The sequence below is a fragment of the Parabacteroides sp. AF17-3 genome (genome assembly GCF_003635445.1).
Classification (GTDB): Bacteria; Bacteroidota; Bacteroidia; order Bacteroidales; family Tannerellaceae; genus Parabacteroides; species Parabacteroides goldsteinii.
This window is the reverse complement of sequence record NZ_QTMM01000002.1, coordinates 479,166-503,844: the sequence shown is the minus strand read 5'-3', so window position 1 is coordinate 503,844 and position 24,679 is coordinate 479,166. Positions and strand designations below refer to the sequence as shown.

18 protein-coding genes, 1 tRNA gene and 1 pseudogene are annotated in these 24,679 nt (G+C 41.4%); 11 read left to right on the top strand and 9 right to left on the bottom strand.

Translation table 11 applies throughout. The features are described from left to right. The first annotated feature begins 29 nt into the window (after positions 1 to 29). From DWW91_RS04160 to DWW91_RS27595, 3 genes are all read left to right on the top strand, one after another. Entirely contained in the window at positions 30 to 2,351 is a 2,322-nt protein-coding gene (locus DWW91_RS04160) for an outer membrane beta-barrel protein (protein WP_370449558.1), read from the top strand. Between the two features lie 229 nt (positions 2,352 to 2,580). Then, positions 2,581 to 5,742, top strand: a complete 3,162-nt coding sequence (locus DWW91_RS04155; protein WP_122327030.1) for a GH92 family glycosyl hydrolase — start codon at positions 2,581 to 2,583, stop codon at positions 5,740 to 5,742. Beyond that, positions 5,739 to 5,906 (top strand): hypothetical protein, encoded by a 168-nt coding sequence (locus DWW91_RS27595; protein ID WP_010801038.1) that lies wholly within the window; start codon positions 5,739 to 5,741, stop codon positions 5,904 to 5,906. The genes DWW91_RS04155 and DWW91_RS27595 overlap by 4 nt, the downstream gene beginning before the upstream one ends. 213 nt (positions 5,907 to 6,119) lie before the next feature. Here DWW91_RS27595 and DWW91_RS04150 read toward each other — a convergent pair whose 3' ends face one another. Next, on the bottom strand, positions 6,120 to 6,503 hold the full coding sequence (locus DWW91_RS04150) for a helix-turn-helix domain-containing protein (RefSeq protein WP_010801037.1): 384 nt from the start codon (positions 6,501 to 6,503) through the stop codon (positions 6,120 to 6,122). A 237-nt stretch (positions 6,504 to 6,740) separates the two neighbouring features. On the opposite strand from DWW91_RS04150, the gene DWW91_RS04145 reads away from it, so the two are divergent. Together DWW91_RS04145 and DWW91_RS04140 are read left to right on the top strand one after the other, a co-directional pair. Further along, entirely contained in the window at positions 6,741 to 9,785 is a 3,045-nt protein-coding gene (locus DWW91_RS04145) for a SusC/RagA family TonB-linked outer membrane protein (RefSeq protein ID WP_122327029.1), read from the top strand. 13 nt (positions 9,786 to 9,798) lie between these two features. Further along, a complete protein-coding gene (locus DWW91_RS04140) occupies positions 9,799 to 11,517 on the top strand; it encodes a RagB/SusD family nutrient uptake outer membrane protein (RefSeq protein WP_122327028.1) in 1,719 nt (572 codons plus the stop codon). A gap of 114 nt (positions 11,518 to 11,631) precedes the next feature. On the opposite strand, the gene ilvA is transcribed toward DWW91_RS04140, so the two are convergent. After that, on the bottom strand, positions 11,632 to 12,831 hold the full coding sequence (gene ilvA, locus DWW91_RS04135) for a threonine ammonia-lyase (RefSeq protein WP_009860208.1): 1,200 nt from the start codon (positions 12,829 to 12,831) through the stop codon (positions 11,632 to 11,634). 158 nt (positions 12,832 to 12,989) lie between these two features. Between ilvA and DWW91_RS04130 the strand changes: the two genes are divergently transcribed. The 4 genes from DWW91_RS04130 to DWW91_RS04115 all read left to right on the top strand — a co-directional run bounded on the left by DWW91_RS04130 (position 12,990) and on the right by DWW91_RS04115 (position 17,771). Next, entirely contained in the window at positions 12,990 to 15,713 is a 2,724-nt protein-coding gene (locus DWW91_RS04130; protein WP_122327027.1) for a DNA gyrase/topoisomerase IV subunit A, read from the top strand. 3 nt (positions 15,714 to 15,716) lie between these two features. Further along, positions 15,717 to 16,586 carry a DUF3316 domain-containing protein gene (locus DWW91_RS04125; protein WP_009860206.1) on the top strand — a complete coding sequence of 290 codons (870 nt, stop codon included), beginning with the start codon at positions 15,717 to 15,719 and terminating at the stop codon, positions 16,584 to 16,586. Between the two features lie 10 nt (positions 16,587 to 16,596). Next, positions 16,597 to 17,655, top strand: a complete 1,059-nt coding sequence (locus DWW91_RS04120; RefSeq protein WP_010801034.1) for a S41 family peptidase — start codon at positions 16,597 to 16,599, stop codon at positions 17,653 to 17,655. Between the two features lie 34 nt (positions 17,656 to 17,689). Continuing rightward, a tRNA-Leu gene (locus tag DWW91_RS04115) sits at positions 17,690 to 17,771 on the top strand. Positions 17,772 to 17,829: 58 nt separating this feature from the next. Here the strand turns inward: DWW91_RS04115 and DWW91_RS04110 are convergent. From DWW91_RS04110 to DWW91_RS04090, 4 genes are all read right to left on the bottom strand, one after another. Then, entirely contained in the window at positions 17,830 to 18,480 is a 651-nt protein-coding gene (locus DWW91_RS04110) for a nucleotidyl transferase AbiEii/AbiGii toxin family protein (RefSeq protein WP_010801033.1), read from the bottom strand. Further along, positions 18,470 to 18,985, bottom strand: coding sequence for a helix-turn-helix domain-containing protein (locus DWW91_RS04105; RefSeq protein ID WP_121719534.1), 516 nt, complete (start codon positions 18,983 to 18,985; stop codon positions 18,470 to 18,472). Before DWW91_RS04105 ends, DWW91_RS04110 begins: the two co-directional genes overlap by 11 nt. Positions 18,986 to 19,265: 280 nt before the next feature. Beyond that, positions 19,266 to 19,661: a hypothetical protein gene (locus DWW91_RS04095; RefSeq protein WP_147426528.1), complete on the bottom strand. Its 396-nt coding sequence runs from the start codon at positions 19,659 to 19,661 to the stop codon at positions 19,266 to 19,268. 95 nt (positions 19,662 to 19,756) lie between these two features. Continuing rightward, complete coding sequence (locus DWW91_RS04090; RefSeq protein ID WP_010801031.1) at positions 19,757 to 20,326, bottom strand: Crp/Fnr family transcriptional regulator; 570 nt, start codon at positions 20,324 to 20,326, stop codon at positions 19,757 to 19,759. Positions 20,327 to 20,737: 411 nt separating this feature from the next. Here DWW91_RS04090 and DWW91_RS04085 point away from each other — a divergent pair, with 411 nt between their 5' ends. After that, positions 20,738 to 21,316: a Crp/Fnr family transcriptional regulator gene (locus tag DWW91_RS04085; RefSeq protein WP_010801030.1), complete on the top strand. Its 579-nt coding sequence runs from the start codon at positions 20,738 to 20,740 to the stop codon at positions 21,314 to 21,316. A gap of 152 nt (positions 21,317 to 21,468) precedes the next feature. Then, the gene (locus DWW91_RS04080; RefSeq protein ID WP_010801029.1) at positions 21,469 to 21,861 is read left to right on the top strand and encodes an ASCH domain-containing protein; all 393 of its coding nucleotides are present in this window, start codon (positions 21,469 to 21,471) and stop codon (positions 21,859 to 21,861) included. 89 nt (positions 21,862 to 21,950) lie between these two features. On the opposite strand, the pseudogene DWW91_RS04075 reads toward DWW91_RS04080, so the two are convergent. The 3 genes and pseudogenes from DWW91_RS04075 to DWW91_RS04065 all read right to left on the bottom strand — a co-directional run. Further along, positions 21,951 to 22,259, bottom strand: a pseudogene (locus DWW91_RS04075) (hypothetical protein); the annotation flags it as partial. A 305-nt stretch (positions 22,260 to 22,564) separates the two neighbouring features. Further along, a complete protein-coding gene (locus DWW91_RS04070; protein ID WP_122327025.1) occupies positions 22,565 to 23,143 on the bottom strand; it encodes a GNAT family N-acetyltransferase in 579 nt (192 codons plus the stop codon). A gap of 897 nt (positions 23,144 to 24,040) precedes the next feature. Beyond that, positions 24,041 to 24,442: a hypothetical protein gene (locus tag DWW91_RS04065; protein ID WP_010801027.1), complete on the bottom strand. Its 402-nt coding sequence runs from the start codon at positions 24,440 to 24,442 to the stop codon at positions 24,041 to 24,043. Positions 24,443 to 24,679: the final 237 nt, after the last annotated feature.

Below are 24,679 nucleotides of genomic sequence, written 5' to 3'. Positions count from 1 at the left end.
TTCAGATAATCACTCAAATTCTATGTTATATGAAAAGAATATATCTATTTATTTTAGGTGCTGTTCTGTCAGTCAGTCTATGTTATGCGCAAAAGATAAAGATCTCCGGAATGGTGACAGATGGAAGCACGGATGCCTCTGTTGAATTTGCCAATGTCGTGTTGCAAACGCTCGATTCAACTTTTGTCACAGGTGTATCGACTGATACGAAGGGACGTTTTCAGTTGGAAAAAATAGAAACAGGCAGTTATCGTCTGATTATTTCCGCTATTGGGTATACAGATAATATAACCGATCTGAATGGCCTTTCCAAGTCAGTTGATTTGGGAAAACTAACATTGAATGAAGCAGCGGAACAACTCGATGAGGTGACAGTTACAGCCGCCAATATTGTCAACCGGGCGGACCGTAAGATCGTATTTCCCAATAAACAACAGCTGGCAGCCTCTACAAATGGGGTGAATTTGCTTCAGGCCCTGATGTTACCGCGCATTCAGGTGAATCCGATGACAAGGGATATCTGTGTTTCCGGCGGTGGCTCCGTACAGCTTTGTCTGAATGGAGCGAAGGTGGATGCAAAAGATATTTCTGCATTGCAGCCGAACGATATCATACGTATTGAATACCTGGAGAATCCCGGCCTGCGTTACGGAGATGCCGAAGCCGTATTGAATTATATCACCCGCCGGTACGAAACAGGTGGCTCCGTCAGCCTGGATATGATGAATTCCCCGCATGTAGTATTCCATAATGATGAAATATCAGCCAAACTGAATCATAAGAAATCGGAGTTTGGTCTGAGTTATTATGCCAGTCCGCGTGACTTTTACAAATGCTGGCGCACGAATGAAGAATCTTTCCTCTTTGAAGACGGTACCTCTTTGCACCGGTATGAAAAAGGGCAGCCCGGACATTTTCAGGAACTGAATCATGGCGGTTCTTTCACCTATAATTATCAAGAACCGGATAAATATCTGCTGAATGCAAAGCTGGGTTACTGGGGGTATCTGCAACCACATACGGATTACAGAAGTGAGTTGTATAATGTCGAGTATCCGGACCATGTAACGGATATGCGGGACAACAATGATAAAAAAACACATCGTCCGTATGTCGATTTATATTATCAGCAGAACCTGAAGCACAAACAGTTTCTGGCGCTCAACCTGGTCGGAACATATATCTACACCGACTCCAAGCGTACTTATCAGGAAAAGCAGAACGATCTGTTGCTGACTGATATCTACTCCGGTGTAAAAGGGAATAAATATTCCGTGATTGGTGAAGGTATTTATGAAAAAGGTTTTGAAAAAGGCCGGTTAAGTGCAGGACTGAAACATTCACAAGCCTTTTCGGAGAATACCTATGATGGAAATATGACATATAAAACGGAGATGAAACAGTCGGATACCTATTTATATACCGAGTTTCAGGGCAAATGGCAAAAGCTCAATTATTCGTTGGGTGTGGGTGTTACCCGTTCATGGCTGAAACAGGAAGGGGAAGATGGTTATCAGACCTATACGTTCTGGCCTCGTTTTTCTTTCCGTTATGCTTTCTCTGATAATTTCTATGCGCGCCTGAATGGCAGCCTGACGAACAATCCGCCGGCACTGTCGGAGTTGAGTGCTGTCGAGCAACTGATCGATTCGATGCAGATACAGCGGGGAAATCCGGACCTGAATCCGTACAACCGTTACCAGGCTGATTTGTATATGGAATACCGGAAGGGGAAAGTCTCTGTCGGCTTGTCTTCCCGTTATCGGAATGCTCCGAAAGCGATAATGGAATCTACTTTTATTGAGGATGGCATGTTTATTCATACTTATGAAAATCAGGATGGTTTTCAGTCCTTGAATGGCGAGTTGAACCTGCGGGCCGGTATGTTATGGAATATCCTGCAATTTTCTCTCAGCGGAGGCGTGAACCGTTACTGGAGTGATGGGAAAGATTACCGGCATACCTATACGAACTGGTATTATCGTGCAGAGATAATGGGGCAGTATAAACATTTGACGGCTATGTTCAGTATTTACAACCGCCGGAATAGTTTCTGGGGAGAGAAAATGTCGAGCGGAGAGAATCTTCATATGCTGATGGTCCGGTATAATTATAAACAGTTCTCAGTCGGAGCCGGTATGATCAATCCTTTTGCCAATAACTATAAACGGATTTATGAAAACTGGAATAAGTATGTTTCCTCGTACAAGGAGAATTATATCAATGAAAGCTCTCATGCCTTTTTCCTGACCTTTGCCTGGAATTTCCGGTTCGGTCGCAAATACCAGAGTGATGGGAAGAAGATATATAACCAGGATAATGATTCGGGAATAATGAATGCCGGCAAATAAATGATTGTCTGGCGGATTGCCGGCTGTTATTCCTGTTCGTATCAGTTACATCTGCAAAACCTGTTCGCCCCGCAGGTGCAGGTTGGCCCGCCATCGCCATTGAGTATTTGTACGTTTTCTCAATTATGACTCTCCTTTAAACGTAAGATAATATAACTCAATAGAAAAAATGTATAAATAGATTGTCCATGGATTCTTTTATTTTTGTATGCTAATTTGATTAATTAAAATGAAACATCTATTCTTTCTTCTTTTTATTCTACTGTCTTCCGGTACGTACGCAGGGAACAAGATCCTTTTTGAAATAGGCAAGCAGGATAATTCAGCTGCCGAGTTTGCTTTGTATCCCGATAACTATAATAGTTTTTTGGCTAATTTCGGAGGGGAGAAATCTTTTTATGTCGGTTATTCGTCGGCCGGTAAGCACTGGCCTTATGTTTTGCCGGGACCGCTGGATAGCTGGGCTGGCGGCGGATATTGGGCCGGGTTTCATCCCCGCCATTTCCCTGCTGTGTTTTTTAATCTGGATAAGGTCTCTGCGCAGGGAGAATGTTCCCTGACTTTTTTCTTTACCGGGGCGCATAACAGCCATCCTGTGAAGATACGGGTGGAGATAAACGGTAACCGGTTTGAGGAAGAGTTGAACGGAGAAAACTCAGGAGAGTTACTTACGAACAAGGAGACCGGAAAGGCGAAAGAAATAAAAATACAGTTTCCTGCTGCGTGGCTTACTGCCGGGATGAATAAAATCCAGTTGGGAACAATTAAAGGAACCTGGGCGATTTTTGATTGTATCCGTTTGGAAACACCGGCCGGCATTCGGCTGGGGAAAGCTTCTTCTTCCCTGATACGTTCTGTCAAAGCAGCTCCGTTCGAATACCGGAAAGAAAACGGGGAACGTATGCAACCGGTCCTGGTGGATATGAACCAGTTTGACCATTCCCGGGAACTGACGTTCCGGATAGAGGGATGCCAGCCGGTTTCGCGTGTGATTGAAACGGGTGAGAGTATCCAGGAGATATGGATGCCTGCTGCCAAGACCAATGACAAACAGGAAACTTTGCAGTTCACGATTCAGGATGGCAAGGAGATTGTTTATAAAGGAGAAATTACCCGTAGCCGGCAGCCTCTTCATTCTTATTCGGATGATGTCGACCTGCTGATGGGTACCGGTAATTCACGCTGGATGTTCAAACCCGGACCGAGTCTCCCGCTGAGTATGGTGCAGATCGCCCCTGATAACCAGGATGAGATATGGAAAGCCGGATATGAATATACGATTGAAAATATCATGGGCTTCAATCATTTCAGCGACTGGACCATGACCGGATTCCTGATGCAGCCTACCTGCGGGGAACTGAAAGTAAATCCTGGACGGGAGGATTTTCCCGACGAAGGTTATCGTTCGCGTATCGATAAGGCTTCCGAAAAAGCTGAAATAGGCAGATATTCCGTTTATATGACCGACACAAAGATCAAAGCGGAGATTACGGCAACGCGTCGTGCAGCCCTGCAACGGTATATTTTCCCGGCCAGGGAAGATGCCCGGATTCTGATCGATATGTTTACTCCCAACGAGTATCCGCATAATCTGGTGAATGCGCATATCACGAAAGTAAATGATACTGAGATAGAAGGGTATGCGACTTATTATAATGCTTTTACCGGTTATACGTTGGAGCAGAACTATACGTTATATTTTGTCCTTCAATTTAGTAAGCCTTTTGATTCGATGGGGGGATGGGTGAACGAAGGTGTTAAACCGGTAACCGGTTATATCCCTGGATGGAACAGGAATCACGAGTTTGAGACTCCTGCTGAAATAAAACAGAATATCACGCAGATAGATGGCAAAGGTGATGTCGGTATATTCCTAAATTATAAGACGAAGGAGAATGAAGAGATTCTTGTCCGTTCGGGTGTCTCTCTGGTTGATATGGCTGGGGCACGAAATAACCTGAAACAGGAACTGGCTGATCCGTTTGGTTGGGATTTTGAGAAAGTCGTGGATAATGCCCGTTCCGTCTGGGATGAATATCTGGGCAGGATAGCGATTGAAACAGATGATTACCTGCAAAAGAAAAAATTCTATACGAATCTTTATCGTGCCTTGGCAGCTAAAGCAACCTGGAGCGATGTGGATGGTCGTTTTGTAGATGAAGACGAGCGGATCAGGCAGTTGGAGAAACCGGACGATTGTATCGTGAGCGGTGAATATTGGAATACGTTCTGGAATAATCAGCAGTTATTTAATCTGATGGCTCCTGAAATATCCAGCCAATGGGCACGTTCGGCTATTCAGCTTTACCAGAATAGCGGATGGTTCAATACGGACCCTGCCGGAATCGAACATACCGGTGTTATGGTTGCCATGCATCCGATCTCTCAGATTCTGGGAGCCTGGCAAAGTGGTATACGTGATTTTGACTTGAATATTGCGTATGATGGTTTGAAAAAGATGATGACGACACCTCCTCAGAAATACGAAGGCGGTGGAACTGTTGGTGTTGAGAATTTAGTTCCCTATATGAAGTATGGGTATATTCCTGCAGGAAAAGGGACGGTTTCTAATACGATGGAATATGCTTATGATGACTGGTGCCTGGGGCAGATGGCTAAGATCCTGGGGAAGACCGATGATTTTAAATTATTTGATAAACGTTCGAACAATTGGTGTAACTTGTTTGATCCTGAGTCCGGTTTTATGCGGCCCAAAGATGAACATGGAAACTGGGTGGAACCTTTCGATCCGTATCATACTCCCGGATTTACGGAAGGGAATGCTTTCAATTATTCCTGGTTTGTTCCTCATAACCCCGAAAAGTTAATTCGTGAGGTCGGTAAAGAACGCTTTATAAGCCGCCTGGATAAGGCGATGGAGCAGTCGTCGCATGCCAATTTCAATGCGGCCGGCGATAATTTTTCGGCCTTTCCGATTAATCATGGCAACGAGACATCTATGGAAGTGGCTTATCTTTTCAATTGGGCAGGTGCTCCCCATCTGACACAGAAATGGATACGTGCTATACAGGAACAGTATTACGGGACTACCCCTTATGACGCTTATCCGGGTGATGAGGATCTGGGGCAGATGAGTAGTTGGTTTGTTATGAGTGCCATCGGTCTGTTTCAGATGGAGGGCGGTTGTTCGGAAAAGCCTTTCTATGAACTGGCATCCCCCCGTTATCCGAAAATAACGATCCGCCTGGACGGTAAGTATGGTCGGGGAAAAACTTTTGTGATCGAAGCTCCCGGTGCATCTAAGGAAAATAAATACATTCAATCAGTGACTTTGAATGGAAAGCCAGTCGATGGTTTTAAAATACCACAGGATGAAGTGTTGAAAGGGGGAAAGATTGTAGTTGAGATGGGAAAGGAGGCAAAGAAATGAACGTAACATCATTAGATCAGATAAAAGATCGTTATTATGGTGAAATAGGGACACCGGAGCGCAATGAGCTTGAAAGAGAATTGGAATCTCTTCGTGTCGGTGTGAAAATTCGTGCAGCACGTGAAAAGCGAGTCCTCAATAGTAAACAAAGCAACTGTAGCTAAAGGATGTTCCAATCTAGAAATAATTGAGCTATCCCGATCCCGTGCTTGACACGGGATCGCAAAGGCACAAACCGTATCCTGTATGTATTTTTTGATACAGCCGGTTCTTCTGCGACCCCGTGTCAAGCACGGGGACAAGATAGTTCGCTTCTGACAAAATCTGAAACAAGTTATTTTGGTGTGGTTGTCCTGAATAGGAGCAAGTAAACACCTTTATTTCTTTTCAAGCTCTTCAATCCTTTTCAAAAGAACATCGATAAGACGGGAATTAGATTTAACCAATTCGCGGAGGTCATCGCTATTGTCTACATTTACAATACTACTGTCACGCGTAATCCATACGCGACCATAATCTTTAGGATAGTTATTATACGTATCTCCTTCTATTCTCGTGAATAGTTCAACTGCGGACATGTTGAGTATATCCGCTATTTTGTTCAGACGAGTAAGGGTGAGGTCGGTTTCGCCATATTCAATTTTGCAATAGGCACTCGTAGAAAGATTGAGTTTTTCACTCATTTGTTCTTGTGTCAAATTCCTTTCCAGACGAAGTAATTGAAGGCGTTGTCCTACCAGTTTTTTCAAATCTGTTTCCATACTCGTAAATAATTGATTAATATTCTTATTTTATCGGTCAAAAGTAACAAATAATGTGGATATAATGTAACCTCTTTTCAATTTAACTTTGTAAAGTCAATAATTCTTAAAATCATTTAGATCAATAGGCCTGTGAAGTGAATGGTATAGAGACCGTAAAGTCTTATGCTTCGGCATTAGACGTGTCAAAATTATGACTTGTCAAATTATTATTAACCTGTAAAATAATACAAGAAAATGCAACAAAAAAAGAATTGTGATTTTCTCCCGGGAAGAAAGGATTCGATTTCCCAGGCAATAAAGATTATGTGTGGCTTGTTTTTATGTTTGCCGACAGAAGTTTTTGCTATGGATGAGAATCTTGAATTGTTAACCTCAAGTTGGATAGAGAACAGGATACCTGATCAGGCGGAAAAAACAGTGACTGTTATGGTACGGGATGAAACCGGGCCTGTCATAGGAGCAAATGTTGTGGTAAAAGGAACGACAATAGGGAATATATCAGATGATAATGGAATGGTTATCCTGCAAAATATCCCGGATAATTCGACCTTGGTTATATCCTATATAGGTTATATAAGCCAGGAAGTGAAAGTCGGGAAACAGCATTCAATTCAAGTGAAATTGGTAGAAGATGCCGAGACCCTGCAAGAAGTTGTAGTTATCGGTTATGGCTCACTGGATAAAAAGCAAGTCACCAGCGCTATCACCTCTTTGAAAGCTGACGACCTGATGGTCGGTGTCAGTGGTGCCGACATTTCTACATCTTTGCAAGGCAAAATTGGTGGTCTGGTGATGTATAATCTTGGAAGTGCCAATGCAGGCACCACATTCCAGTTACGTGGCATGACTTCCATCAATGCCGGCAAAGCTCCGCTAATCGTCATCGATGGTTTTCCGGGGGGTGATATCCGGTCTTTGACGCAAGACGACATCAAGTCGATCGACATTTTGAAAGATGGTTCTGCCGGAGCTATCTACGGTACACGGGCTGCCTCCGGTGTGATTCTGATTACGACCAAAAGTGGTTCGGACACGAATGGAAAAGTGAAACTAACCTATAGTAACGAATTCACGAAGAAACAGGGATATAATGCTCCGGAAATGCTCTCCGGACGTGAATATGCAGATTATGAAATCGGTACCGATTATGGACAGGATACAGATTGGTGGGATGAATTGCTGAATCATGGTAATTTTTCGCAAAAGCATCATCTTGCATTGGAGTTCGGTACCGAAAAGGCGCAGGTCTATACTTCTTTTTTCTATGAAAAGAACCAGGGAGTGGCCAAGCAGGATGGACGTCAGGATTATGGAGGGCGTGTGAATGCTAATTTCAAACTGTTTGACGATTGGTTGGAGATACATCCGGCTGTCGATTATCGGCAGGCTGCACGTAACAACCATTTTCCAAATTTCCAGCAGGCTATGCGTAATAACCCGACACGTTCTCCTTATGATCCGGAAAATGAAACCGGATATAATGTGTGGTTGAACGAATCGCTTGATTATAACGTGGTGGCCGATGCTATGCTGGAGGATTACTACGGAGTGGACAAATGGTTTAAGCCGGAGGTGAATATGAAATTGAATATCAAACCGGTTCCAGGCCTCTCTTACCAGCAGATCCTGGGGTATGAAAACCGCCAGTGGGAGTTGCACCAATATTGGCCGCGGACGCATCGTTCTGAGTTGAACGAATCACGTAAAGGACATGCGCATCTCGCATTCAGCAAGACTGAGAATCTGACTTCCGAGGGATATTTTTCTTATATAAAGGATTTTAAGGAAGATCATAGCTTGAACGTTACCGCCGGTTATTCTTATTTCGAGCATAACGGCGAGAATTTCGGTATGGATAACTATAATTTCTCTGTCGATGGTCTGAAATATTGGGATATCGGCAAAGGTAGTTATCTGAGTGACGGTAAGGCTGGCATGAGTTCCGGTAAAAATATCACGGAACGTCTGTTCTCTGTCTTTGCCCGTGCTAACTATGCTTATCGGGATAAGTACTTATTATCTGCCTCCATACGTCATGAGGGTTCCTCCAAGTTTTCTGCAGACAATCGTTGGGCTAATTTCTGGTCTGCCAGTGCCGGTTGGCGTATTTCCAAAGAGAACTTCATGAAAGAGGTAAAATGGGTAGATGACTTGAAGGTCCGTTTTGGTTATGGTGTGACAGGCAATAACGATTTCGATGCCTCTTATATGGCCGATATGCTGGGCTCTGATACATACTGGATGCTTCCGAATGGCGAATGGGCTTATTCTTTTGGTAAAACGCAGAATGTGAACCGGAATTTAGGATGGGAAGAGAAGAAAGAATGGAACTTAGGGGTTGATTATTCTTTATTTGGCAACCGGCTATATGGAAAATTCGACTATTTCAAACGTACGATCGACAATCTGATTTATGAAGTGGCCGTGCCTCAGCCTCCTTATACACAGAACACGCAGTGGCAGAATATCGGTAGTATGGAAGTCAAAGGATGGGAGTTTGAAGTCGGAGGAGATATCATTCGCACAAAAGATTTTGTTTGGTCTTCCAACTTAAATCTTAGCCATAATTCAGGTAAGATTGCTACGCTTTGGGGAAATAATACTTATAAAAACGGTAACGGTTTCGTTGCCCCGGGTTCACCGGGTGATGCGGCACGCATGGAAGAGGGATCGACGATCGGTTCTTTTTATATCTGGAAGTTTGCCGGTTTCGATGATGAGGGCAATTTTTTGTTGTACGACAAAGACAACAATGTGATTCCTGCAAAGGACAAGACTGAGAATGACAAACGTTATGTCGGAAACTATACCCCAAAGTTGATTGTCGGCTGGAGTCATACATTTACTTACAGGAATTTTGATCTGGGTGTCAACCTCCGTAGCTGGATAGACTTCGATGTCTATAACACAATTAATATGTACTATGGTATACAGGGACAAGGTAATTTCAATGTGTTGAAAGACGCTTACGGCAAGTTCAGTCATATCAAAGGGGAAAAGCAGATTTGCGATTATTATCTGGAAGACGGTACTTTCCTGAAGATCGACGCTATTACGTTGGGTTATACGTTGCCGATGAAGAAGTATACGAAGAATCTGATCGATCGGATACGTATCTACGGCACAGTCGGCAATGTCTGTACGATTACCGGTTACAGTGGTATGAATCCGGAGGTAAACATTACCGGCTGGGATCAGGGTACTGAGAAGTTTTGGGATACGGAACGCTTTTATCCGATGGTTCGCACATATACATTAGGCATGCAGTTTAACTTCTAAAACAGATTGTAAGATGAAAAAAAGAAATATAATCCATTTGTTTTTATCAGGAATCATAAGCCTGTTGGCTGTTACGTCTTGTGATATAGATCCGACATTTTATTCGCAGTCGGTTCCTGAAACGTTTTATACCTCTCAGGATGCCGTGTGGCAGCGCTTCAACCGTCCGTTTACACATTGGCGTTGGTTTGTCGGGTCCAATAATGATCGTTGGGCTTTGCAGGAAATTGGCACAGATGAATTTTGCCTGCCAACCCGTGGCAGCGACTGGTATGACGGAGCCTATTACCAGAAAGTGCATCATCATGCTTATACCGAAGATATGGCATTTGTCAACAACGGATGGTATGGCTTTTCCATGGGGGTAGCTTTGGCCTGGGATGCTTTGGAGGATTTGGCTAAAATCGATTTCGATGCTTTGGGTTTTGCCGACGGGACACGCGAGTCGATGCTGAACCAGCAGAAAGTGTTGGTGGCTTCGCTTTATTTGGACGGGCTTGATCTGTTTGGCGGTGTTCCGCTCTATACGACGACGCAAAGTGATATCAAAGGGCGGTCGACTGATTTGGAAACATTTAATTTTATCGATTCTTTATTGACGGAGGCTATTCCCGAACTTCCGCTAAAGGAGGAATTGGGAGCGCAAGAGACCGGAAGTATCAACAGAGCTGCCGCCGCTGCGTTGAAAGTGCGTCTTTATTTCAATGCAAAATCTTATATCGGTAAAGATATGTTTGCTGAAGCTGCCGGTATCTGTAAAGATATCATCGATGGGAAATATGGGCAGTATGCGTTGGCTTCCGACTGGACAAATATTTTTGGTTTCGACAATGAAGCCTGCCCGGAACTGATCTGGTCTATTCCGAGCCAGAATGCAAAACTGGAGACGGATGCCGGCTATTGGGATTGGTCTGTCCCTTATAATTACAAAAATTATCTGGGTGGTTTGGAAGGTTCCGGATCCAACAATGGAATAGGATTGATACCGAGTCTGGATCCGACAGGTAAGAAGTATCCGTATAAACTCGGAGGTGCTTATGGAAAATTTCACGATTGGGATGTACGCAAACAACCGTATGTATATGAAGGAAGCGGTAAATATCGAGGCATGTTCATTGTTGGCAAGTTAGTTAATCCGATTCATCCGGAATGGACTTGTACGGGAAGCCGTGAATATAAAGGGGAAGTAATTACGGTAGTCGATCAGGTCGCTTATTTTGCCAAAGTGGGTAAAGATGCGAAGTATCCGGATCTCGAATCGCTCCCGTCTAATGTGGGCATGGCGGAAGAAAACTCTTGTGTCCGGCTGGTAAAATTCAGTCCGCGTCCCAACCAGGATGAGATGAAACGTAAGTTTGATCCGGATGTTCCTGTCATCCGCTTGGCTGAGATTTATTATACGTTGGCCGAGTGTAAGATGCGTGCCGGTGACAAAGAGGGAGCCGCTGATCTGATCAATACTGTCCGGAAGCGTTATTTTGAGGGCGGGAACGATCCTGATCCTGTCACGTCTGCCAATTTGGATAAATATCGTATGTTGGATGAATGGCAACTGGAATTTCTGGGTGAAGGACGGAGACGTACTGATTTGGTTCGGTGGGATGCTTATGTGACGGAAAGCTGGTGGGATCATCAGGCAACCAATAATAAAAATCTGAATCGCTTCCCGATACATTACAGTATTATCGGTGCTAATAACCTGATCAAGCAAAATCCTGGCTATGGTGAGTAATAAGAAAAGATTCGAAAGAATGTTGTGTTTTAATTAAATATAGTTTTTCGTGTTTTGAGGCTGTCAAAAGTTATCTGTTTCTTTGATTCAGGTCTTTGTGACAGCTTCTTAACGTTATCCCGGAATAATCTTATACCCCGCTGCCGTCAGCGTATATTGTATTTGGTCGATATGTTCCTGGTTACGTGTTTCCATTTCCAGACGGAGATAGCAGCCGTTGATGTCGGCGGTATGGCTAACTCGTTCGTGATGGACGGATACCACATTGGCTCCGGTGCGGGCAATAATTTCAGAAACGTGCTGTAACTGTCCGGGTTTGTCGACCAGTTCGATCGTCATGGTGTAGGATCGGCCGGATTTCTGCAAGCCCCGTCCGATAACGCGAGAGAGGATCGTTACGTCGATATTTCCTCCCGATACCAGGCAGATCGCTTTTTTACCTTTTATGGGAACTTTATTGAACATGGCTGCCGCTACGGCTACCGCCCCTGCTCCCTCGGCGATTAATTTGTGCTGTTCGATCAGAGCCAGGATAGCGGTCGAAATCTCATCGTCGTTGACTGTAACGATTTCATCCACATACTTTTTACAATATTCAAATGTATGTTCACCCGGTTCTTTTACGGCTATACCGTCGGCAATGGTACGGACGAATCCCATCCGTTCGATTTTATTGTGCTCGATAGAATTCAGCATGCTTGGTGCACCGCTGGCCTGTACGCCGTATATTTTTACATTCGGATTCAGATGTTTGATTGCAAAGGCGACGCCGGAGATAAGTCCCCCTCCGCCTATCGGAACGATTACGGCATCCAGGTCGGGCAACTGTTCCAATAATTCCAGTCCGATAGTCCCTTGTCCGGCAATAACGTCTTCGTCATCAAAAGGATGAACGAACGTATATCCTTTTTCATCTCTCAGCTTCAGGGCTTTCTGATAAGCGTCGTCGTACACGCCTTCGACCAGGCAAACATCGGCACCGTACCATTTGGTAGCCTCTATCTTGGAGATCGGTGCATTGTCCGGCAGGCAGATCAGTGACTTGATGCCATGGGTGGTGGCAGCCAGGGCGACACCCTGTGCATGATTACCGGCGGAACAGGCTACGACGCCTTTGGCCTTCTCTTCTTCTGTCAGTTGGGCGATTTTGAAGCAGGCACCGCGGACTTTGAATGATCCAGTAATCTGTAAGTTCTCCGGTTTCAGATAGATATGAGAATCCGGATTGATGTTGGGCGCACTGATCAGGTCGGTGCGACGGATAACTGTTTTCAAGGCAAAAGATGCCTGATAAATCTTATCGAGTGTGAGCATTACGCTAAATTTTTGAGGAGACAAATATAGGGAGAATTCAGATATCTCACCGAAACAATAATGCTTTTTTATTATCTCGCCAATATTTCGTATATTTACACGCTGGAATTTACTTTCCGGCAGAGGCTGAAAAAGAAGATAGAGCACCATATAAGTATATGAAACCAGAGGATATTGAAGATTTCACAGAAGAAAACGAGAACGAGGAAATAGAACAGACAAATACAGACTCACAGGAAAATGGTGAGCAATCTGATTCTACTACACATTCGGAATATAAAATACCCGGGAAGGGAGAAGGCCGCGTATCCTATCATCTGTCGGGGATGTATCAGGATTGGTTTTTGGATTACGCTTCGTACGTGATCCTGGAACGTGCAGTGCCGCATATCAATGACGGTCTGAAACCTGTGCAACGTCGTATCTTGCACTCGATGAGGCGTTTGGATGACGGACGGTATAATAAGGTCGCCAATATCGTGGGGCATACCATGCAGTTTCACCCTCATGGAGATGCTTCTATCGGGGATGCGCTGGTACAGTTGGGACAGAAAGACCTGTTGATCGATTGCCAGGGAAACTGGGGTAATATCCTTACCGGTGACGGTGCCGCTGCTCCCCGTTATATCGAAGCACGTCTTTCCAAATTTGCTCTTGAAACAGTCTTTAATCCGAAGACTACCCTTTGGCAGCTATCTTATGATGGGCGTAATAAAGAACCGGTTACTTTGCCGGTGAAATTCCCTTTGCTGCTGGCACAGGGAGTGGAAGGTATTGCCGTAGGTCTTTCTTCTAAAATACTTCCTCATAATTTTAACGAGTTACTGGACGCTTCGATAGCTTACCTGAAGGGGGAAGACTTCGCTTTATATCCTGATTTTCAGACAGGAGGTTATGTCGATGTCTCTAAATATAATGACGGTGAGCGCGGCGGTTCGGTAAAAGTTCGTGCTAAAATAACCAAGCTGGATAACAAGACATTGGTAATCAGCGAAATTCCATACGGAAGAACGACTTCTTCCGTGATCGAATCCATCTTGAAAGCAAACGACAAGGGAAAGATCAAAATCCGGAAAGTCGATGACAATACGGCGAAAGATGTAGAAATCCTGGTGCATCTGGCTCCGGGCGTATCGTCAGACAAAACGATCGATGCCTTGTATGCCTTTACAGATTGTGAGATCAGCATTTCGCCCAACTGTTGTGTGATCATGGACAACAAACCTCACTTCTTCAAAGTGAGCGATGTGTTGCGCCATTCGACAGATGATACGCTGCATCTGTTGCGTACCGAATTACAGATACAGAAAGCCGAGCAGGAAGAAACTCTCTTTTTCGCTTCCCTCGAAAAGATATTTATTGAAGAACGTATTTATAAGGATGCAGAGTTTGAAAACTCGAAGGATATGGATGAGGCCGTGGCTCATATCGACTTGCGCCTGACTCCGTTCAAGCCTGATTTTATCCGTGAAGTAACCCGCGAAGATATCCTCAAACTGATGGAGATCAAGATGGGACGTATCCTTAAATTCAACTCGGAAAAGAGCAATGCATTGATTGCCCAGATTCGCGAAGAGATCGAGCGCATCAATCATCATCTGGATAATATCGTAGACTATACGATCAACTGGTTTACCATGTTGAAGGAAAAATATGGCAAGAATTATCCGCGTATGACCGAAGTCCGTAACTTCGACACGATCGAAGCAACGAAGGTGGTGGAAGCAAACGAAAAGCTCTATATCAACCGTGCGGAAGGTTTCATGGGAATGAGCCTCAAGAAAGATGAATATGTTTGTAACTGTTCGGATATAGACGATATCATTCTGTTCTATCGTAACGGAACGTATAAGATCGTGAAGGTCAGCGATAAAATGTTTGTCGGGAAAGATGTTTTGTATGTGAATGTATTCAAACGTAACGATACCCGCACTATTTACAATGTTATTTACCGTGATGGAAAAGTCGGTTATAACTACATCAAACGTTTTGCCGTCACCGGTGTGACACGTGATAAGGAGTATGACGTGACGAAAGGAACGGAGGGTTCACGGGTGTTATATTTCAGTGCGAACCCCAATGGGGAAGCTGAAACGGTCAAGGTGATCCTTAAACCGAAACCCCGCCAGAAACTGCTTGTGTTTGAAAAAGATTTCAGCGAGATCGCCATTAAGGGACGTGGCTCGATGGGAAATATCCTGACAAAGGCGGATGTGCATAAGATCAGCCTGAAACAGAAGGGTAGTTCTACGTTGGGAGGACGCCAGGTTTGGTTCGACTGGGATGTGCTGCGCCTGAACTATGACGGTCGCGGTGACGAACTGGGCGAATTCCAGAGCGATGACCTGATCCTGGTAGTTTTACGCAACGGCGATTTCTATACGACGAACTTTGATCTGAGCAATCACTACGACGACAATATACAGATTATAGAGAAATTTAACTCGAATAAAGTCTGGACGGCCGCTTTATATGATGCCGACCAGAAATATCCGTATCTGAAACGTTTCGTGCTGGAAGCCGGTAGCAAGAAGCAGAACTTCCTGGGTGAGAATCCGAAGAGCCGCCTGATGTTGCTTACCGATGAGGTTTATCCCCGTATTGAGGTGGTATTCGGTGGTCATGACGCTTTCCGCGAGCCTCTTGTGCTGGACGCGGAAGAGTTTATCGCAGTGAAAGGCTTCAAAGCGAAAGGCAAACGTATCTCTACCTTTGAGGTGGAAACAGTCAACGAGCTTGAACCAACCCGCTTCGCTCCTGCGGAACAGCCGGGAGATACGAGTGGAGAAGGTAATCCGGATAATGACGATACCGGGCAAACAGAGAGTGATTCGGATATTATAGACGAAATAACCGGGCAGATGAAGCTGTTTGATGAATAGCCTATGAAGACGTTGGCCTCTCTGATGATTTTGTCGTTTTGTCTGGTGTTTCCGCTTGCGGCTCAGACAGACAAAAATGTGGAAGACGAAATTCCGCGATCGGTCAATGAGGCGACGATGATAGGAATAGGCGGTTACAATGTCATGGATACCTACCTGACTCCCGGAATAGAAACGAAATATACGGGATGGGGTGTACGGATACAGAATGAACGGATGAAGATTGTCCGGCTGGCGGATTATAAGGTATCGCGCCAGCAGTTTCTCAATGTCGAGTTTGCATCTACCCGGAATGCTGCGGACGTGGCAACCGATTATGTGGGTTTTGTGGACTATTCGCTTGGATATCACTACCGATTTACCAACCTGTTGCCGAATCTGAAAGTTCTGACAGGCCTTTCGGGGCGTTTGTCGGGTGGCTTTATTTATAATACTCGTAACACGAACAATCCGGCTTCGGGCAAGGCTGATCTGGATTTGAACTTCTCGGCGATGGGGATTTATGGTTTTAAGTTCGGGAATTATCCGGTGACTTTCCGTTACCAGATGGAAATACCGTTTATCGGTGCCCTGTTTGCCATCCATAAAGGTCAACCTTATTATTATCTCAGCCAGGGAGACCGTAGCGGTGTGATAAAGTTCAGTTCGCTTCATAATAAGTTCGCCATGAGGAATTATTTTACCTTCGACTTTCCGATAGCAAATTTTACGGTGAGGGCCGGCTATCTGAACAGCATGTACCGGACAGATGTGAACGGGATTAAGACGCATGTTTTATCCAACTCCTTTATGATCGGCCTGGTGAAGGAGTTTTATTCCTTTGGAGGGAAACGCCTGAAACAGAGGCATAAGTACAGCAGTGCCTACTATTGAAAGCGAAAAAATGAAATTACATATTCTATATTATTTATTCCTGACGGGTATCCTTCTTTCGGCTTGTGAGAAGGCGGATAAGTATAATCCGTCTCCCAGGGATAACTTTGAGGCGCTTTGGCGGATTCTGGATGAGAATTATTGTTTCTTCGAATTTAAGAATATCGATTGGGATGAAGTGCACGACCGTTACAGTGTTCAGATCGATGATAAGATGAGCCAGTACGACCTGTTTGATGTATTGGGTAAAATGCTGGCGGAACTGAAGGACGGGCATACGAATCTGTTTTCTTCATTCGATGTGGCCCGTTACTGGGCTTGGTATGAGGATTATCCGGCTAATTTCGATTCGGACATACAGAAGAATTATCTGGGGACAGATTATAAAATTGCCGGTGGACTGAAATATAAATGTCTGTCTGATAACCAGGTGGGTTATGTTTACTATGGTAATTTCTCCAGCGGGGTAGGCGAAAGTAATCTGGATAATATGTTCCTGCATTTCAAAGACTGTAAAGGTATCATCTTTGACGTACGAAATAACGGGGGAGGTGCGATGTCAAATTCGGACCGGATCACCCAACGTTTCCTGGAAGAAAAGATATTGACCGGCTATGTCATGTATAAAAAAGGGAATGGGCATAATGACTTTTCCACTCCTTATCCTTTATATCTTTCTCCGTCCGACCGGCTTCGCTGGCAGAAACCGGTTATCGTTTTGACGAACCGTCATTGTTACAGTGCCACGAATAATTTTGTGAGTACGATGCGTTTATTACCCCACGTAATGATTATGGGTGACCGTACCGGAGGTGGTAGCGGTTTCCCTTTTACAACGGAGTTACCCATAGGGTGGAGTGTCCGTTTTTCCGCTTGCCCGATCCTTGATGCAGACAAGAAACATACAGAGTTTGGCATTGACCCGGATCAGGAAGTAGCCATGACCAAAGAAGATATGCAGAAAGGAAAAGACACTATTATAGAAGCTGCTATCTCGCGCCTTTTGTCCGGCTCAGAACTGTCAGAGCCTGATATAAATAAAATCTCCCCCGAAATACTTGCAGATTAATAAAAAAGATTTACCTTTGCACCGCAAACCAAATGCGGCTGTGGTGTAATTGGTAGCCACGCCAGACTTAGGATCTGGTGCTTCACGGCGTGGGGGTTCGAGTCCCTTCAGCCGCACAAAATGCAAAATCCTTCTAAGATGTTCTTAGAGGGATTTTTTGATTTGTGCTGGTTGCTAGGTTTGTTTTAGCCAATCAATGAAATCTAATTTTATCAGTTGCCAGTTCTTCTTTTTTAAGCATTTGGGATTGGGGTCGGAATCTGCAATATCAAAATTAGTGAAACCTTGAATAATTTCTTCTTTCGTATGATTGTAAGGAAAACGTTCTACATATAAGTTTAACATTTCAGTTATCGAATATGTATTATGTAATTCGTGAATATCCCAAAAGTCTTTCTTTCGTCCACCACGCCCGATTACATCTAGTTTCATGGCTATAATATCCTCAAAAGACGTTAGACGTATATTATCAATGACTTTTGCAGGACGAATAAAAGGATCTGTATAAAATAGATCGAGTTTGACAGAATCGTCAACAGAGTCACCTATTATATAGGAACATCCGAAACCAACAATTTCACCACAATCTCCGTTACAGTATGCAAATTGAGTTCTTAGCCAGTCTTGAATAACCCTAAAATCAATAGAATCATACTCGTAATCAGTAAATAAATCTATATCATCAGAGATACGGTGTCCTAACTGTAAACTCAATGATGTTCCACCTACAAGCTGGAAGGGGTGAAAAAGGTCATTGGACATTAATTGTGTCAATACCTTTTTTAGTAATGGCGTTACTGTTTGATATTTGAGTTTAGTTGGCATAATTCAGATATTTTTGAATGTTAGATTTTAGATTGACTGCATACTTATTATTTAAGTCCAGCAACGACAGGATTGTGTCTTTACCATAGAAACGAATTGTTTCAAGTATTTCTTTTTCATTTCCCCGTTCAAAAATACGATTAATGATATACCGTTTATTGGTGTTCCAATCTAATTTATCAAAGTCTGTATCCCAAAACAAGATCTTACGATATATAGAAAGATCAGGATGATATGATTGAGCTTCTTTCTTCTTTTCCAATTCAATATCATAATAAACCTGTAAGGTCATTAGTAGTCCTTCGTCTAAATGGAGTGATCTCTCGATCTTTAGAGACAAAGGTATGTTCATATTTCTTCGTCCCTTAATGATGGCACTTAACGTTTGAGGATGAACTCCTATGGATTCTGCAAATGCACCACTTCTTAATTGACGATTTCGTAACTCCCTGCTTAAAAATAAGCCAGGGTGAACACCTTTCAATATTTCTAATTGATCTTTCATATCACTACAAAAATAAACAAATTTGTTTAGAAATACAATATGTGGATATTTATTTAGCTCCCCCTACTCAATTACCCCAATCCTTATCGAGCATGGCATAAATTATATCGTCTACCCATTCGCCACGAAGGAAATAGTGCTTCTTTCCTGAACCCCAATTTTACGAACTTCTGAAAACAAGCAAAGGGGTACTTCACTCCAATTTGAGAATAAGTCCCCCCTTGCTTATAATTTCCTTTAATTATCAAATGTCAGTAATAATTGGTGATAAACAGTTTCGTTAATATCGTCGATTTAAGGTAAGTGTCGACTTGTATGAACTAAGTGCTTCTAATACCATCCTATCTTTAGCAAATTCTAACATAGTACGTTTACTAAAAAGAGGTCCGTCCTCTATATTCATAATTTTACCTTCAATGGAATAGTTAAACTTATATACCTCAGCTCCGAATCCGTCTTCCCTAAGAATATATTGACCATTCTGTGTATCAAAGAATTGCATCTCTACGTTAATTGCCCTTATAGTTTTATCTCCATCGGTTACGAGATTAACTCCCTCCCATGTCGTCTGTTTCAATGATTCAGAGTCAAATCTAAAATCATCATTATCATTACTGCAAGAAGTGGATACGATTGCCAAAAACAGTATTACAAATGTTCTGAATAAATTTTTCATATAACTATATTTTAATTGATAATAATTCAGGGAATAATAATACGTGCAAAGTTGGAGAACATGAATAAAAAAAGCCTTGAAATACTTCAAGACTTTCATTTTTGCCGTAGTTTTCTTCGTATATGGCTGACGGTTTCAGGTGTCACACCAAGAAACGAGGCTATCTCTTTTAAAGTAATATGCTGGGGGAGGTTTGTGCAGCGCTTTAGTAGCGCAACATAACGCTGCTCTGCTGTGTCGCAGTAAAAGCCAAGTAGCCGTTGATACATTTCTACAAAAATTTCTTCTGCTACCAATCTACCAAAACGTTGAGTATTTATGCTTGTTTCCCAAAAATCATTCAGTTCTTTCATAGATAACACGTACACAGAACAATCTGTAACAGCTTGAATATTGGTTAATGACCCCATGTGCTTAATCAGTGATGGGTAATCACACACAAAATCTTCGGTAAAACTATAACCGACAATAGGTTCGTTACCAGCATTATCAATACGAGTATATCTAAAAATGCCACTTTCGACAAATCCCACATATTTACATGGCTCATTTTGTCTAACAAAATAATCCTTCTTTTTAATCTCGATTGACTTTCCCTTTTCTAAAAAGTGCTTTTTGAATTCTGAGAAATCAATCTCATTTATGTATTCATTGAAGTTCACCATCTTATAATCCGCTTATATTTGCAAAGATATGATTTTTAGGCGGTAATTATTTTGAACATACACAAAGAAGTGGTTACCTTTTTCTGAACTCCTCCTCTTTGGGGTTGGTACTATTGGGAATAAAAGGTAGATCGAACAATTCACCAATGGAAAATTCGAAACATCTTTCTTGTTCATGGGGATGTGGAACGAGTATTCAACAATTTTTGAACTTTGCTTTATATGTTTTTTCTAATTTTGAAGTAAACAAAGTCAATATAGAAATGAAATTTTTAATCCCATATAAATGATTTGGATAATTCTAAATTAAAAAAGATGTTTTAGGAAAAAGGAATGTACGCACTTGTTCTAAAAAAGAGGCTTTTATAGGATATTCTTTATATCTTTGTGCATCAGGCAAAAAGAAATACTATGTCAGAGGTCAATTTATCAATATCACATTTAAATAGTTACACAATTCTCAAAGAGTTTTTCTTAGAAAAAGGCAAAAGAGTTGAATACACAAAAAAGGAATACTTCTTGCAACAAAATTTTCCATCTCTAATTGCTGGATGGATAGAAAATGGTTCATTTCGATATACTTACATGAATGAAGCTGGAAATGAACGTATTGTCTGTTTTTCGTTCGAGAAAGAATTTGTTTGTGATTATGCTTCTTTTATCCATAGAGAACCAGCACTTGTAAGCATTCAAGCCATTACAGATTGTGTAGTTTATCAACTAACATATAAAGAATTAATTGATTTCTTAGAAATGAACGCAGATACACAGAGATTGGGGCGTAATGTAGCAGAGTCTATGTTTAAAATGGCATACAAACGAATGCTGCAGGCATATTGTGATTCTCCAGAACAGAGGTACATAACGTTAATGCAGCGGTGTCCCAATTTGAAAGAAGAAGTCTCTCTAAAAGAAATTGCGTCTTTTATTGGTGTTACTCCTGAGACCGTCAGCCATATCCGAAAAAAAATATTATTAAAAGAGTCTTGAATTTTTTCAAGACTTTTTTACTGCATTCTGCCTTACTTTGCATCTTTATTATATAATGCCTTCTGCTAACTGCAAATGAACTATAACACAGGTTGTATACTGATTAGATTATCTGCGATTTTTAATATCAATCAACTAAGAACACAATTAAAATGGATATAAAACATAAAATTCAGTTTGGATGTAATGCTGATGAATTAGCAATGAAAGTATTATCAGGAAAAAAAACAGCGACTTCATCTTTATATGATTATCACTACAATGAATACAAAGATATAATAAAAGTAAATGAATTTGCTTCTATACTTGATTCACACAATAAAGAAATCTGTATAATACAAATTACTAAAATTGAAATTGTAAAATTCGAAAGTATTACAGAAAAATTTTCAATAGAAGAAGGAGATGTAAGTTTAGAAAATTGGAAAAGAATTCATACAGAATACTATTCTTCTATATTAAAGAAAATTGGGTTAAAACTCACAGGAGAAACAAGGTTGCTTTGTGAATGGTTTACTGTTGTTGTACCCAAGACACAAGAATAAACTACTTTCTCACTGAAATATAAGTGAAAATGTCTTATTGGTATCTCATTGATGAAGCAATAGGACTAATAAATAATGAAATACACATTTTAGAATAGCAAATAAAATATCCCGAGCAGTTTAAACGGCAACTTGATAAACCACCTCTTCAAGGTGCTGCCTGAAGATGACAACCTGCTACGATATTCAAAATCTATAACCGTATCTGTTACGCTTTGAATAAATACATTATCCCGTTTCCGGTTAAAATTCATCTCCAGCAAATCAAGGCTTTTCCCGTCCGCTTTTCATTTCATCAGGAGATAACGGTATTTCATATCATTGTCTTGTAACTGCTGCATCCGTTCCGCAAAACGAATATTCAGGACTAACGACGTAAGGCAAATGATTATTCCTGCCCTTTCCGTTTGCTGCGTATCAGCCGGAAACAATACCTTTAGCTTTTCTTTAAAATACTTGGCTCGTTCGAGAATTTTCTCTAAAGCCACATTTCGAAAAAGAGATATTGGATATTTACCATGACTATGTAGAGGAAGAGGCTTTAATAACTCATTCCTCTGCTTATGATTGTGTAGCCCGCATGTTGAAGCGGATGAGAACATTTGAAGGTGGTGATGCTATGGTCAATCAATTGCTCCGGGAATATAGAGATACATATAAGCGAAGAAAAATATGATCGCAGCATTGGAAAAAGTGTAAGTATTCATTTGTTACCCCAATCCTTATCGAGCATGGCATAAATTATATCGTCTACCCATTCGCCACGAAGGAAATAACTCTCTTTGAAATGAGCTTCTTTCCTGAATCCCAGTCGTTCGATAAGTCGGATAGAGGCGGTGTTTCTTGGATCAATAGATGCTACAATACGATGTTTCTTTAGGATTGTGAAAAAATAGTTTACCATTGCCGTTAATGCTTCGGTGGCATATCCTTTACCTTGAAAAGTTTTATTCAACGTACAACCGATCTCTACCTGCATTCTTTCGTGTCCTGTGAAGATTATTCCCAAATCTCCGATCAGACGGTTTTCATTCTTGGTAAGAATGGCAAATTGAAAGCATATGTCGGCTATATCTATAGTCATCGGCATATTGGTTATATAATTACGAACTTCCTCCACAGATTCGGGGAACCAGCCCTGATATTGGTTTTCAATAGTATCAGAGCGGTAAGCGTATATTTCTTCCGCATCATCCGGGTTTGCTAACCGTATAATCAACCTGTCGGTCAGAATATTGCCGAAAGTAGTACCTGCTCTATCAACGTTTTTGGATTCAAGCATATGTCTTTTCTTTTTATTTGATTTAAGACTCCATTGTGGCAATTGTATTTTCTAAGAATACAATTTTTACTCATCTCCAAAGATAGTAAATATTTGGAAAACAGCTATTTTATCCTTTAATGCAATGTGTTAAAGTGGGATATTACGTGAAATGATAAGATGACAACACGAACTTTTGAAGTGAAATTATGGAATTTGACAAAATGAGGCAATATTGCTTTTCTTTTGAATTAAAAGATTTTATTATAGTCTTTTTGCTAACTTGTATGTTATGTCAAATTGGTGTTACAGAAGAGCGCTAAATACAATATTTAACAATCCCCTTTAGGTATATGACTTTTGCAATTCGTTTAAAAGGATTTTCCATCTCGTTTAAAACGAATTTTTTTTCATTTTAAATGAGATAGGGATTTATTTAAATGGAAATTCTTTGTTAATAAGTGTTGATTATGGCCTCTTTTGAAGCTATTTTGTAGTATAAAAGCATGTTGAATAACACTTTTTGTGTTCTATAACAAGGCAGATGAGTGTTGTAAGTGGATTGACAATATGTAGTGTATACGATAAATATTTGGTCGATTGTTTTGTTTTATTTGATATGGGCAGCATAATGCTGTTTTGTTTGCTTCAGGCAAGATGATATGTTATTTCTTAAGTTGCTGACAGTGATGTAAAAGGTAGCAGGTCTTGATTCTCTCCCGTGCAGCCTTTCCATAGGAGGGTTGAATTGACAGTTTGATATTCGTGAGTTCTTCATAATAATATAATTCAAGTACGGATTATACAGATTTCATTGTTTAGATAAATAAGCAATTTGTCAAATCCGTATAATCCGTGCCTGTAAGAAAGTATAAAAAGGCTTTTGCTATAGTCTTCTTATGGTTTAGGGACTACCGGTTAATTATAAAACATCAGGCAAATATTATTGGATAGATGTTCTATTGCCTTCGCTTTTATGTAACAACCTGGTATCGCCCATCTATTCATTAAATAGTCGTAGTTTTGGGTTATCTCCAGATAAGAGATGAATCCCTTTACATACTCATTTTTATCAGGGAATAAATAAACAAATTCACATTTACCTTCGTTGCTGAAAAGACAAGTCATCGTAAATGCTTCCTGGTCAAATCGTATCTCGATCGATTTTTCTTCCACATTTTTTTCGAAATAGTCTATCAAGCAATATGGATAGTTTATATATTTCTGTCTGATTTCTGGTAATGACAGATTTAATAAAGAAGTAATTTGTTGTAGCAGATAGTAATAGCCTTTTATTCCAGTTATATTATTATTGTCCATATGAATACGTTCCTTTTTAAGCCTGATTCGGAGGAATCGAGCCTATATTAATACTATGATATTTTAATTGCCTGTATTATATAGACTTATTCATTCTGTACTATCAAACAAAACAAATAAAAACAGGAACGTTGTGTAAATATATGATTTAGAATCAAAAAGCTAAAGGCAATTCTGCTTTTTTTGTACTTTTGTATTTTAACGTTGTACATAATCAAGCATAATGAAAGACTCGAT

Coding starts and splice junctions, on each gene's coding strand:
- DWW91_RS04160 (WP_370449558.1), top strand. CDS start 30: ATGAAAAGAATATATCTATTTATTTTAGGTGCTGTTCTGTCAGTCAGT.
- DWW91_RS04155 (WP_122327030.1), top strand. CDS start 2,581: ATGAAACATCTATTCTTTCTTCTTTTTATTCTACTGTCTTCCGGTACG.
- DWW91_RS27595 (WP_010801038.1), top strand. CDS start 5,739: ATGAACGTAACATCATTAGATCAGATAAAAGATCGTTATTATGGTGAA.
- DWW91_RS04150 (WP_010801037.1), bottom strand. CDS start 6,503: ATGGAAACAGATTTGAAAAAACTGGTAGGACAACGCCTTCAATTACTT.
- DWW91_RS04145 (WP_122327029.1), top strand. CDS start 6,741: ATGCAACAAAAAAAGAATTGTGATTTTCTCCCGGGAAGAAAGGATTCG.
- DWW91_RS04140 (WP_122327028.1), top strand. CDS start 9,799: ATGAAAAAAAGAAATATAATCCATTTGTTTTTATCAGGAATCATAAGC.
- ilvA (WP_009860208.1), bottom strand. CDS start 12,831: ATGCTCACACTCGATAAGATTTATCAGGCATCTTTTGCCTTGAAAACA.
- DWW91_RS04130 (WP_122327027.1), top strand. CDS start 12,990: ATGAAACCAGAGGATATTGAAGATTTCACAGAAGAAAACGAGAACGAG.
- DWW91_RS04125 (WP_009860206.1), top strand. CDS start 15,717: ATGAAGACGTTGGCCTCTCTGATGATTTTGTCGTTTTGTCTGGTGTTT.
- DWW91_RS04120 (WP_010801034.1), top strand. CDS start 16,597: ATGAAATTACATATTCTATATTATTTATTCCTGACGGGTATCCTTCTT.
- DWW91_RS04110 (WP_010801033.1), bottom strand. CDS start 18,480: ATGCCAACTAAACTCAAATATCAAACAGTAACGCCATTACTAAAAAAG.
- DWW91_RS04105 (WP_121719534.1), bottom strand. CDS start 18,985: ATGAAAGATCAATTAGAAATATTGAAAGGTGTTCACCCTGGCTTATTT.
- DWW91_RS04095 (WP_147426528.1), bottom strand. CDS start 19,661: ATGAAAAATTTATTCAGAACATTTGTAATACTGTTTTTGGCAATCGTA.
- DWW91_RS04090 (WP_010801031.1), bottom strand. CDS start 20,326: ATGGTGAACTTCAATGAATACATAAATGAGATTGATTTCTCAGAATTC.
- DWW91_RS04085 (WP_010801030.1), top strand. CDS start 20,738: ATGTCAGAGGTCAATTTATCAATATCACATTTAAATAGTTACACAATT.
- DWW91_RS04080 (WP_010801029.1), top strand. CDS start 21,469: ATGGATATAAAACATAAAATTCAGTTTGGATGTAATGCTGATGAATTA.
- DWW91_RS04070 (WP_122327025.1), bottom strand. CDS start 23,143: ATGCTTGAATCCAAAAACGTTGATAGAGCAGGTACTACTTTCGGCAAT.
- DWW91_RS04065 (WP_010801027.1), bottom strand. CDS start 24,442: ATGGACAATAATAATATAACTGGAATAAAAGGCTATTACTATCTGCTA.